Annotated in this window: 11 protein-coding genes; all 11 read right to left on the bottom strand. The window is 53.9% G+C overall.

The window, feature by feature from the left end; all coding sequences use genetic code 11:
* Positions 1-8: 8 nt before the first annotated feature.
* Complete coding sequence (locus HW115_RS05585; RefSeq protein WP_178931613.1) at positions 9-1,520, bottom strand: LamG-like jellyroll fold domain-containing protein; 1,512 nt, start codon at positions 1,518-1,520, stop codon at positions 9-11.
* Entirely contained in the window at positions 1,517-2,059 is a 543-nt protein-coding gene (locus HW115_RS05590; RefSeq protein ID WP_178931614.1) for a sigma-70 family RNA polymerase sigma factor, read from the bottom strand. Before HW115_RS05590 ends, HW115_RS05585 begins: the two co-directional genes overlap by 4 nt.
* 216 nt (positions 2,060-2,275) lie before the next feature.
* Positions 2,276-2,890, bottom strand: coding sequence for a PEP-CTERM sorting domain-containing protein (locus HW115_RS05595; RefSeq protein ID WP_178931615.1), 615 nt, complete (start codon positions 2,888-2,890; stop codon positions 2,276-2,278).
* On the bottom strand, positions 2,883-4,298 hold the full coding sequence (locus tag HW115_RS05600) for a FecR domain-containing protein (protein ID WP_178931616.1): 1,416 nt from the start codon (positions 4,296-4,298) through the stop codon (positions 2,883-2,885). The genes HW115_RS05595 and HW115_RS05600 overlap by 8 nt, the downstream gene beginning before the upstream one ends.
* Positions 4,295-4,834, bottom strand: a complete 540-nt coding sequence (locus tag HW115_RS05605) for a sigma-70 family RNA polymerase sigma factor (protein ID WP_178931617.1) — start codon at positions 4,832-4,834, stop codon at positions 4,295-4,297. Before HW115_RS05605 ends, HW115_RS05600 begins: the two co-directional genes overlap by 4 nt.
* Positions 4,835-4,986: 152 nt before the next feature.
* A complete protein-coding gene (locus HW115_RS05610; protein WP_178931618.1) occupies positions 4,987-5,907 on the bottom strand; it encodes a glycerophosphodiester phosphodiesterase family protein in 921 nt (306 codons plus the stop codon).
* A gap of 43 nt (positions 5,908-5,950) precedes the next feature.
* A complete protein-coding gene (locus tag HW115_RS05615; RefSeq protein WP_178931619.1) occupies positions 5,951-7,327 on the bottom strand; it encodes an MFS transporter in 1,377 nt (458 codons plus the stop codon).
* A gap of 31 nt (positions 7,328-7,358) precedes the next feature.
* On the bottom strand, positions 7,359-8,855 hold the full coding sequence (locus tag HW115_RS05620; protein ID WP_178931620.1) for a hypothetical protein: 1,497 nt from the start codon (positions 8,853-8,855) through the stop codon (positions 7,359-7,361).
* A 38-nt stretch (positions 8,856-8,893) separates the two neighbouring features.
* A complete protein-coding gene (locus HW115_RS05625) occupies positions 8,894-10,747 on the bottom strand; it encodes a glycerophosphodiester phosphodiesterase family protein (protein WP_178931621.1) in 1,854 nt (617 codons plus the stop codon).
* Positions 10,748-10,976: 229 nt separating this feature from the next.
* Complete coding sequence (locus HW115_RS05630; RefSeq protein ID WP_178931622.1) at positions 10,977-11,675, bottom strand: PEP-CTERM sorting domain-containing protein; 699 nt, start codon at positions 11,673-11,675, stop codon at positions 10,977-10,979.
* Positions 11,676-11,729: 54 nt separating this feature from the next.
* A complete protein-coding gene (locus HW115_RS05635) occupies positions 11,730-12,431 on the bottom strand; it encodes a PEP-CTERM sorting domain-containing protein (RefSeq protein ID WP_227021301.1) in 702 nt (233 codons plus the stop codon).
* Positions 12,432-12,438 lie beyond the last annotated feature (7 nt).

A 12,438-nucleotide genomic window follows, 5' to 3' on the forward strand; every position in this document is an offset into this window, starting at 1 on the left:
TTGTGTTTTCATGGTTTCAAAAGCTGCTTTACCTCTTTGGTGGTCATATGACCGTCAAAAATGTAAAGCTCGTCGATTTGACCACGGAAAAGATTTCGGTCTTTGGGGGCTACGAAGAGATCGGAGCCGATCATAAGTGGAGATGATTTGAGATTGGTTGTTGAGGTTTGTATCGGACTATCGAGAGGGCTCTGTCCTTGTTTTTCATAGGATGATTTTTGTTGGATTCCATTGATGTAAAGTTGAGCTTGGGGGAATCCGAAGTCATCGAGTAGGTCTGAGCTTGTCACTGTGATGTGTTGCCACTGATTTGTCGCTAGCGGAGATGTAGCCGTTAACCATATATTGCCCCAAGAAAGTCGAAGGCGGGGGGTGCCAGAGGTAGAGCTAGGAGCTAATGCGACTTTCCACTTTTTGTTTCCATGAGTGCGGTCACCCCAGCCAAGAATTCCCGGCGTTGCTCGGTAATCTTCATTGGCGGGTAGTTTTAACCAAAAGGAAACTGTCCGTGGACGATTTTTAGAAAAACCAGGCCAATCCGTAATGAGATGCTGGTTTTTTCCGTCAAAAGAGAGTGATGTGCCTAAGCGACCATCTACAAACTTGGTGGGTGCCTCGGCAGAGGTTGAAATGTGAGGAACGTCCGGATGGGTTCCCGAGACTTGCATATCGCGGTCGAACGACCAATGAAGGTAGGGCAGGGTGTTGGGAAGTTTGCTTGGGAAGCTTGCGTCTTGCGTGGCGATGGCGTGGAGCCGTCCAACGGGATCGATTCTGCGGGCTTCCCCTTTGCCGAGGGTGGTACTTTCTTTGCGCAGGCGTTTGGCGGTGACCTGGACATGGCCTTTGAGGACGTGGACTTCGTCGTGTTGGTCGGGGTCTGCCTTGACACCGAACTCGGTGCCGAGGTCGACGATGTGGAGGTCCGGAGTATCCACGGTGAATCCCTCGGCTCCTTGGGGCACCTGAAAGCGGGCAACGCCTCGACGCAGGTAAAGCTGCTCTTCGTCGTGTAATGTCAAGTCCGCCGGGCCGATGACGATGGATTGCACACCATTGGGAAATCGGAGTTGGGCACTCCCTTGTTTGATTTGCAGGCGAGACCCCGGAACCAGCCGTTGGCCCAGTGGTGCGTCGGCGGATTCATCGTGACTGATGGTGAACTGGGTGCCGGGCGAGGTCTGGAATGCCAGACTGGCGGGTTCCACCGGATCGACAAAAAACAGCCGCATGGTGACCAGCGAGATAATCAGAAGGGCTGCCGCAGAGGCGAGGGCGATGCTGAGATTGCGCCGTTTCTGACGTTGGATGATGCGATCGATGGGGATGATATTTTTTGCCAGCGGGTCAGGTGTCAGCGCCTGGAGCTCGATGATATTCTGCAGGTGGATGAAATCGCGGTAGAGGTCACGGGCCTCCGGGTTGTGGCGTAGTTCATGCTGCAGGGTCTCCAGTTTTTCCTCGGCGAGCGAACCGTCGAGAAAATCCTGGATCAGGTTTTCGAGTTCACGTGGTTTCATGAGGTGGTATTGATTTGGTAGGAGACGCATTTGCGCAGGCTGTTGCGGATGCGGTGCAGGGTGACGCGTAGTGAGCCTGCCGGGCGGCCCAGATTTTGAGCATATTGTTTCAGGCTGGTGTTTTTGGCGTAGCGCTGTTTGACGAGCTCGAGCTCTCCGGGGTTGAGTTTTTTCAAGCAGTGCTCAAGTGCCTGCATTCTGGATTCGGTGTCTTCAGCTGGAAGCTGGCAATAGGCGGCCAGGTCATCGTTGAGTTGCTCATCGAGACACAACATCGGTTGCTTCCGGAGCATTTTCCGTCGATGGGTTTTGACCTCGAAGCGCGCAATGGCAAAGGCCCAGGCTGCGAAGTGGCTGCCGGGCTCGAAAGATTTTCGTTTTTCCCAGAGGACCAGATTGGTTTCCTGGAGCACGTCGGAAACTCCGTCCATCCCCGGCATGAGGGAAATGATATAGGCACGCAAGGACACCTGATGCTGGGTGATCAGCCCGACAAATTCGCGTTGGAACTCAGGAGTATGTTCGTGGGTGGACGACATTGCTTAACACTAGCATACGTCACATTACCCATCGGCGTTAACAAGAAGATGTTTTTTTATACCAATGAGGAAAATACTACCAGTTACTTTTCCTCATTGGTTATAGGCAGGTTCTTCCCCATTTTTCCGTTTCCTGCACAAAAAACCCGGAGAAAGCAGGTCTTTCTCCGGGTTTGGTTTCCTGCTTATGCGCGAGGAAGATGAGTGGGTTGATGTTTATTTCCTGCGCCGCAAGATCAGGCTGAGACCTCCGAGGCCAAGGAGAGCCGCGGAGCTGGGCTCGGGGACTGCCTGCAAGGTCAGTTCATCGAAGCGGACAGCTGCGTAGTTATTGGATTTTTCATCGTAATTCAGATGGACCTCCCACTGGGTGGCATCGCCTTTTTCAATGGAAAGGTCAAAGGCTGTCCAATTATCGTTGCCAATGGTTGAACCGGAAAAGGTGAAGGATGTTTCCCGGTCACCAGCGGCGCCGCCGAGAGCCTTCAGTGTCACCGTGCCTACATCAGCTGGGCCGGAGTTGATGACGGCCCAGGCCCATCCCTTCAAGTTGATGGTGGGTTCGGTGATTCCGGTCAGTGTGCCTCTTTGGTAGATATAGGCATCTCCTGTTCCCCGGACGAGAACTCCGCGGCTGTTGTAGCCGTAGGAGTTATCAGCACGATACAGGTTGGTTCCTGTCCAATTGGCAGGGCGGTTAAGGTTGGCTTTGCCGGTGCCCGTATTCTGGAAGTCTCCATTGAGGAGAGGTAGAACGGTCGCAGCAGAGGCACTTTGGCACAGAGCGGCGAGGCTTATGGTCAGTGCCGTGGTTAATATGGTTTTATTCATGCGTTGTTTTGCTTGTTTTTTGTTGTGGGGGATTTTTGTTTTTTCCTTCAGAGGATGTTTTGGCCGGGCCGCTGCTTACGAGCACGCTGTCCAGCAGCAGGTCTGCGGCCTTGCCTCTTGAGCCTTCGTCATCGATGGTCAGTGTTGCAAGGCCAGAGGTTTTGGGGGTGAAAGAGAAGGATGCTGAGGCCCACAGTTGTTTGGGGGCTGGCATCAGACCGGTGCCGGAAGACTGGTCGCCGAGTGAGAAGGTCGCCTTGATCTGGTGGAGTGCATTGTGGCTGCCGGCGTATCGGAAATAGACCGTGTAGGTTCTGCCGGCAGATACTTCGATCTCCTGGGAGACGCTGTTGATGGGTCTGGCGTTTCCGCTGCCTATGGCGAGAAAGCTGTTGCCTTGGGCTGTGATTTCATGACCCTGGTGATCAAAATGGACGTCGGAGTGGTCATCTTGCCCCGTGGTATTGATGGCGCAGCCAGTGCCCTGATAATGACCTCTGACGACGGCGGCTCGGCCACGGATTTTCCAGTTCAATTTGTAAGCGTTAAACTGGTCTTCGAAGACGACCATGGGTGTCGAGTCGTCGGGAAGGGCGACTCGGAAACGTTGATGTTTTACGGGGATTTCCTTGAGCCTTCCCGCCGGATCTACCACCAGAGCCTCAGTGGAGGTAAGCAGCTTTTCTTGTTTGGCTGCACCGATGCTGGCAATCTGGACACGGCCTTCGAATACGTGCACTTCATCGAGGGCTTTCGGGGAACTCATGATACCAAATTCCGTGCCGAGGTCCGTGACGAGCATACTGCGAGTCTGGACTTGGAAGCCGGAAGCCTCAGGGGGAACATGAAACCATGCGGTGCCTTCGCTGAGTTTCAGCTTGTCCTCGTTGCTCAAGGTCAAGTCTGCGGGGGCTTCGATGATCGAGCGGACTCCGGAGGGGAAGCTCATTTCGACTACACCTCGCCGGAGTTGGAGCCGGGATCCTGGCAGCAGGGCTTGCTCATTGCTGAGTGTGGCATCGGATGGGAGCTCATCGTGGGTCAGCGTGAAAAGTGTATCAGGTGCGGTGCGGAAAGTGAGAGGACGGATCTCCGGTTCCGGGACAAAAAACAGGCGCATCAGGACGGCACAAAGCAGAAGCACGGCGGCGGCAGCGAAGGTGGCGATGCGGACCGATCGGCGTTTTTGTTTGGCAAGAATACGTTCGATGGGGATGACATGCTGATGTGCTGATGGGGGGATGGACTGGGATCGGCCCAGATAAGTGTGGATCTGAGCCATTTCCACGTAGAGGATGGCGGCCTCCTTGTTGTGTTCAAGCTCTTGCTCCAGCGTGCTTAAATCATCAGCCTGGATGGAGCCATCGAGCAGGTGTTGGATGAGTTCGGTCAATTGGTGTTCGTTCACGGGCTAGCTCCTTCCGTGGTGAGTCGTTTGTTGACACATTTGCGGAGCTTGTCACGGACACGGAAGAGTTCGACTCTCAGGCCATTGGCAGAGCGGCCGGTGCGCTTGGCGTGCTGTTCCAAGTTGTCGCCCTTGTTGTATCTGGCGCGGATCAACTCCTGATCAGCTGGTTTGAGCGATTCTACGCAGCGATCGAGTGCCCGCTGACGCTGCACCGTGCTCTGAGGTGTGTGTTCGTACCAGATGTCGCAGACGGCTTTGATGACTTTTTCGTTGAGCTTGGGTGAGAGGTTGCGACGGTTCGACTGAAACTGAGCTTTGGCTTTGTTCCGTGCGATGGCGAAGGCCCAGGCTTGAAAATCCGAGCCTGCCCGATAGCTATTCATCTTTTCCCATATCACCACATTGGTGTCCTGAAGCACATCCTCCACATCATCTGACCCTGGCATAAGGGATACGATGAAGGCGCGCAGAGCGTCCTGATGTTGAATCATCAGCTTGACAAACTCATGCAATTCTTTTGGAGGTGATTCCATGCTTCCCTAGGATATCAATCTCCGATGCAATGTCTTAGCAGACAATTTCTTTTTTTTTAGGGATTCTTTTATGTGGGCACAAAAAACCCGGAGAAAGCAGGTCTTTCTCCGGGTGAGCTTTGTTGTTGATGGTTCGATCGATATCGTGGGAGTTATTGATGGAGACCTTTTTTTCTCAGGTACTGGAGTAGAAACTCAGGTTCGTCGGTTTGGAAAATGCTTACGCCCATATCAATCATGGACCCCCAGACTTTTTCCGGGTCGCGCAGGGCATTGGCATCGGCATGGCCGGATGGGTGGCAAACTCGCAGCGTGTTAATCCAGACTCGAACCTTGCGTTTCTTGAATTCATCCATGAAGGCTTTGGAAAGTGCGGGTGAATGGATATCACGCACGATCACCTCCACCATACGGACGCGCTCGTTGATCGGGTAGACATCATCAAAACCAAGCTTTTCCCCTGCGGCAATGGCTTTGCCTTTTTTATCCACATTAAAAATGGGCATGTAGATGACTTTCCGGTCTTTGCCCAGCATTTGGTCGACTTTTTCCATGCTGTGTCCACCTTTGAGGACCACTTGGCTAGCTGTTCCGGTTTTTTCCAGAATCGGGTTGATCTCCGCCAGATGGCTGTGGATTTTGTCGAGGTTGACCAGAATCTTGCCTTTGCATACAGCGAGGGCCTCCTCAAGGGTGGGGATACGCTGGTCGCTTGCTTTGCCCTGATGTTTCAGTCGGAATTCACGAAGTTCGGCCAGCGTGTATTGCGAGACCTTGCCTTTGCCTGTGGTGGTGCGGTTGATGGTAGAATCGTGCATTAACACAAACCGGCCGTCCTTGGTTTTACGGACATCCACTTCGATCATGTCAACACGCATGGCAATGGCATCGAGGATTGATTGGATTGAGTTTTCCGGTGCTTTTTTCCATGCGGCACGATGGGCGACAACCAGAACGTTTTTATTGGCCGGGTCTTCGGCCATCCGGCGGATTTGCTCGGAGCTTTGCTCGGCGGCGTGTGTGATCGCGATGGACAGGGCTGCGATGGTCAGTGTTGTGAATTTGAGCTTCATGGTGAGTGTTGTTAACTTTGGATGGTGTCTGATGGTTTGCCGGTCAATCTCCGGCGATTGATGAATCGGAGGCTTGTTTCTTTTTTCGCATGGAAAGATAGAAGAAAAGGGAGGCCAGAATGATTGAGACCAGAGAGGCCCCGATCCAAAAAGTGATGACGGTGGTAAAATCGTAGATTTTGGTTTCGACGCCATCGACGACGGTGGGGGTTGACTTGATCAAGGCGCCACTGATGCCTTCCTGGCAGCCGGCACCGATGTAGCTGAAGATCCCGATGATGCCCATGGCGGCGCCTGCGGCTTTTTTACCGGCGATATCGACGGCGATCAGACCTCCGAGCAAGACGAGCAGGCCTCCCGTCGCGAAACCGAACAGCCCGAGCCCGAGTTTGTCCGCCCAGAACCAATGAGCGGGGGTCAGGAAAACCAGGCACATGCCGCCTGTTTGCAGCAGGCCATAGAAGATGGTCACGGGGCCGCGTCGGGAATGGAAAAACATGTCGGATATCCATCCCGCGCTGATCGAGCCGAAGATACCGACGATGGCGTAGATCGACATGGTGCCGCTGGCATCGAGCAGCGAGTATCCTTTCTGTTCCTGAAGGAAGAGAATACACCAGTTGTTGACGGCGTAGCGACTGACATACATGAGGGCGCTGCTGAGGCCGATGATCCAGACCAAGGGGTTGAGCAGGACTGCGAGTTGCTCTTTGCCAATGGTTTTGCCCTGGTGCTCTTTGCCCTGGTAGGTATTGACGGGCGGGAGTCTGTAGGTTTCCGGTTTATCCGATAGCATCCAGTAGAGGAAGACGGAGCCAATGACACCGGCGATGCCGGCGCCGATGAACCCCCAGCGCCAGCCCATGGCGCCGACGAGCAGGGCGGTGCAGACAAAGCTCAGCCCTTCTCCAATATTGTGGCTTACACTAAACCAGCCATAGACGGTCCCCATTTGTTTTCTTGGCACCCAGTTGGAAATGGAAGAGATGGCCGGAGCTGCACCCATCGATTGGAACCATCCGTTCAGCCCCCAGAGAACGACAAAGGTAAAGAAGCCGGAGGTGAAACCCAGAGCGAGATTGAGTAAGGCTGAGATCAGCAGGCCAAACGACATGAAGCGTTTGATATTCGCGTAGTCTGCTAGAAACCCGTTTGTGAATTTGCCTAAGGCGTAGGCAAAAAACAGGGCGGCTCCAATTTGCCCTAATTCATCAGTGGTCAGGATGCCCTCGTCCAGAATGGGCTTTTTGACTACGGACATACTGAGGCGTGCCACATAAAAAATGCCATAACCAAGGGTGGTTCCAATGATGATTTTCCACTTGCGCGTGGTGAGCTGACGCGAAATTTCTTTCGGATCCCTGTCCGTGCAGGGCAGAGGTGTGCCGGTCTTGAAGAAGGACAGAAGGGATCTGATCATATGATGTGCTCTCTATTGGACGGTTGCGTGTTTATTCCGTGATGATTCCGTTGAATTCATTTTCAAGAATGCGGCGGAGCTCGGTTTCGATGTCCTTGCCAAGGGTGTGATTGGCAGAAGAGATGTAGCTTCTGACAACACCTTTTTCGTTGGTTGCGATCCGGATGTATCCTGAATACCAATTTTCATTGAGCTTGATACCGCTATTGGTGATTTCCACACCATTGTAGATCACCACACCACCCAGATCGATGCCCTCCGGGGTTTCCGTCGCCATTGTCGAGCCGGTTTGTTCGAAGAAGCTGAGGATGGCGGCCATCGCCCGGTCTCTTATCTCATCGGTTTCGAAGGCATAGTTGAACTCGCCGGAGGTAAAGACTTGCTCTTGCATGGCTCTGACTTCCTTGATCCAGTCCGGGTTCTTTTTGACGGCATCCAAAAACAGCAGGATGGTTAGCAGCGAGTTTTCGCTCCATACGCGGATATCACCTAAATCGAGACGGTTGTAGAAGTGGCCGGACTCCTCGGCTCCGGCGATGGCATCGATTTCCCGCATGAAATCTTTGATCTGTGAGTGCCCGTTTCGGAATAAAACCGGCTCCACATTGAGTTTGCTCCATTGTTCCAATGCGAGTGGGTTGACCTTTGGATCATAGAGGACTTGGATGCGTTGGTTTGATGTTTCGCGGGATAGCAGGGCCTTGAGGATGGGAATCATCACAAAGCCCGCGCTGAATATCCCCTGTTGGTCTCCGAAGACGACCCGGTCACCGTCACCGTCGATGCCCATGACCAGCTGGGCATCCTGTGATTTTGCCACTTCAATCGCAGTGTCCATTTTGTTCTGGCTTGCCGGATTCGGGGAGCCGGTTGGGAATTCACCGTTGGGAACCAGCCGCTGGGGAATGACCTTGACCCCAGCGCGGGTCAGAGCGCGGAACAGTTCGGGGCCGGCCGAGCCGTTGAAGCAGTCGAGCACCAGGGAAAGGCCCTCTAACGATCCATCTTGAACTCCCGCGGTTTGCATGGAATAGCGGATGTATTGTTCGGCTGGGTTTTCAATGACGGACAGGCTGCCTCCTGGTTTGTTTTCGAGTGAGAACTCGGAGCGATAGAGTTCTTCGACTTTCGCCAGGCCGTTGAGCGGACCGCAGTCGTAACCAATCGATTGAACGGTGGGGACGGTAAATTTTACCCCGACGTACTGGGCGGGGTTGTGGGATGCCGTGATGGCCAGCCCCATGGTGTTCGGGTGTTGTGAGCTGAGTTGCATGGAGGCGAAATAGCTCATCGGTGTGCTGATCGGGTCAAAACATGTAAATACCTGGAAGCCGGCTTCCACTGCCAGTTCGATGCCGATGTCCATCACTCTGGCGCAGCCAAGCCGGGTGTCGCGGGTGATGCTGATGGTATCGACTCCGATCTGGGAGGCGTATCCCAGAGTGGCCTCGAACAGGCGCCTGACGGCCGCGTCGTCGAATTCGTTGACTTCCCATCGTGCGTCATAGACTTTTATCGGTGTGTTCATTGAGTTGATTGGACTTGTTGTAATGGAGTTAAACTTGCTTAGTTAGATGCGGGGGGGCTGGGCTCGACGAGGAGCCGCAGAAATAATCGTGGAGGTTGTTCACCGGTGGAGGAGTGAAAGGAGGTTTCGATGATTTGCGGGTTGTCGTCCTCGTTGGAAGTGACGGTTTCCTGCATGGTGATGGTGTGGTTGCCGTCACTTTCTCCGGAGGCATGCCAGGTGGTCATATCCGAGCTCCAGAGGATTTGGCCGCTGACGCCGGTCCGCTGAAGTGCCCGGAAGTGACGGGTGGTCGTGGTTCCGTCCGCAGAGGTGAGAATACTGAGTTGGATGTTATCTTGTGTATTTTGAAGATCTGCGCCGCAGTAGTAGCTGAGCATGTTGTCGGGTTTGGGGATGAGACCTTTGATCTCGATGCTGTCGAGCATCACCCATCCCCAGGAGCCATGGTTTTGATCGATGAAGTCGAGTTGGTAGGTTTCTGCCGGGTCATCGTCGGACAGGGCATCGGCAATTTCTTGTTGGCTCCAGCCACATGCTTGCCAGTCCGCGTTTTGAGCACTTGTGATACGGTGGTCGTAGAGAAGGTAGGCGCCATCGCTGACCCGGCGCAGGGCGACACCGGCAAAACCTTCAGATTCGCTTGCCGGGGCCAGCGTTTCCCGGGATGTGGGTGTGGTGCTTGTGTTTCCGGTTCCTCCGAGAAGATGGAAGGTAATGGCCCATTCAGCGGTCAGACTTTCATCGAAATCAAAGGCAGGGGAGGTGCAAACGAGAGTCGGGTGGGCAACATCACGGCCATCCAGCCAAGTGCCGTTGCCGCTGTGCATCAGGGCGTATGCGCTATTCTGGCCGCCGCCTCGGCCTTGATCGGTTTGAGGGGCGAAGCTTGCCGGATTGTCTGTGGCGTTTCCGGTCAGCGTGTTTGTCCAGCCCTGCAGGGATCCATCGTCAAAGTCGTAGCTGTGCTGGGTGAATGGATGAGTGGGTGTCGGTTCTTCCGGAGGGTCGCTTGTACGGTTTGCAAGGTAGTCGATGAGTTGCGGTGCGTTGTCCGTTTGAATGATGGTAGCCCCCTGGTCGATGAGCCATCCCCAGGATCCGTCCGGATTGCCACTCAAGGCAACGGCATCGTGGTGGCCGGCACAGAGGCTGGACCAGAGCGAGTTGATCCAGATGTGGGTATCGGTCTCGGTGGCCTTGCTGCGGGATGCGCTGCTCAGCATGCCGGTGCTGGAGTTGTTGAAAATGATTTCTGTGGCGTGCGGGCTGTGGGCAGTGAGCATGCTGATCATGCCGGACTCCGAGCTGTTGGATAGAATCGGCATGTAATGGATGCTGTGCCCGGGGTAGGTGGCCCGCATGGCGGCCACCTGACTGGCAGAGGCCCCTCCCTTGAAGATGGCATGATCGACAGTTCCGGTGGCGATCAGAACATCCATGATGGCATTGCGCAGAGAGAGATCGTTGATGTTGACCTTGTCGAGGTTGACCATCGCCCGACCTTTGACCAGAAGCATGAGCTCTTCCAGCGTCGGGACCGTCTCATCACTGAGGGCACCACCTGACCCCTTGAGCTTCAGGCTCGTGACTTGGTCCAAGGTCATATCACTGACGTTGCCGCTACCGTTGGTGGTGCGGTTCACGGAGCTGTCATGCATGAGGACGAGGCCGCCGTCCGAGGTCATGCGGATGTCGACTTCGAGAATCTCGACCCCGAGGTTCATGGTGAAGTCCGCCGCGGAGAGTGAGTTTTCCGGATGGGTGATCTGGCCGTTGGACATGTAGCCACAACGGTGGGCTGCAATCATGACGTGGTCCGGGTCGATATCGGTGTAGGCCGTGATGGCGCTGGTTTCCGCTTGGCACGGCAGGGGTGCAGAGAGTGCCACGCAGCATGCTGCCCTGAGTAAAGCGTATAGGGGTGTTACAGATGGCAGGTGCGAAAAAGTCATGGAAATAGAAAGGCAGAAGAAAGGCGGGCAGCGCGAATGCACGCAGTCCCCAATGGGGGTGGACGGAATTTTGGCGGTTAAAAAGCACCGGCGTGCGATGACACCGGTGCTCACTGAGTTGGATGGGGTTGCTGTTGGTATTACTGCAACCCCAGGTGTTGGAGAATTACTTGCGACGACGCATCATCAGACTGAGTCCACCAAGTCCGATCAAGACCGCGCTGGATGGCTCGGGCACGACTGTGACATTTTCCATGGTGACTGTATCCATGGAGACCCATCCCCAGCCATCGGAGAAGGTATCGATGAGATCGATTTGATACGTTTCATTAGCGGCATCTCCTGAGATTGCATTGGAGATTTCAGTTGTATTCCAGCCCACTTGTTGCCATCCGCCAGAATACTGCCCGTTAGTGGCTTTTCGGTCAAAGAGCAAATATTCTCCGTCACTTACGCGACGAAGGGCTACACCCAAGTAGCCTGAGTCAGTAGCTGAGCTGGGTAAGTTGGAGTAGTTGCTCCAGGTCGGAGTTGCTGTCGATCCCATTCCTCCGTTTAAGTAAAGGGAAATGGTAGAACTGTTATTCATCGTGAATAATTCAGAACTGATCACTTTGACGGTCGTGTCGGTGCCATCCCTGTCACTAAAATCAGATTCAAGAACAGAGTAGGATCCGCTTTGGCCAGGTGAACGGGTTACTGAATTTGATGAGATATAATCTTCACCAGTGGTTCCACTGGGAACATTATTGGTCCATCCCTGTAGTGTGCCATCATCAAAATTATAGTTGACTGTCGCAGCATAGCACGGCGATGCGGTGAGCATGCCGAGGGCGCTTAGTTTTGTTAGCATTCGTTTATTCATGTTGGTTGTGTGGTTATGTGGTTATGGTCTTGGGTTCTATTGTTTGGTTTTTTGTTATTTACGCCGGCGCAGGATGAGGGCAATTCCTCCGAGACCGATTAATGCGGTGCTGGATGGCTCAGGGACGGCTTCTGCTAGGGTTGTGGCGGCTGTCAGTTGACTGACAGAGATCGTATCATTGGTTCCAATACGAATCTGAGACCAGTCAGCGGAGTTCGGAGTGATATCGGTTCCGGACCATGCTTTGTCAGCAACTCCAAGCGCAGCGACACTGGAAGTGTCGCTGGGGTCAACCCACATATCGACGCTCGTGCCGGTAATGTGCAACACCAGACGAGCTTCGGTTCCTGTGAAACATGTAATGCTCGATGTTTGGTCGCTCATGCCGTCGGTATCGAACTCCCACTTGTTGGAAGCTCCGTCAGCTCCAAGAGCGAAATCTTCATTACTTCCGGCGTAGATGGAAATAGCACCCCATTTTGATGCGTTCGTGCCCAAGGTTACATCGGCAATGAGCCAGAAATCCATGGTTGTGGTATTAATCGGACTCGAAAGCTGACGGAATGAGGTGTCATTGTTGACTGCGATGCTTCCTCCGGAGATGGTGCCCTTCGTCCAATTATTAGAAAATCCCGATCCTGAAGTTGTGGATGAAAAATCATCCGTGAAGAGGACGGCGGCTTCTGTGTGCGTGGCCAGCAGGCATAAACTAGCACATGCCGTTGCCGTAATTTGTTTATGGGTTCGTTTAATCATAGTGAGT

This window comes from Oceaniferula marina, from assembly GCF_013391475.1.
GTDB classification, from domain to species: domain Bacteria; phylum Verrucomicrobiota; class Verrucomicrobiia; order Verrucomicrobiales; family Akkermansiaceae; genus Oceaniferula; species Oceaniferula marina.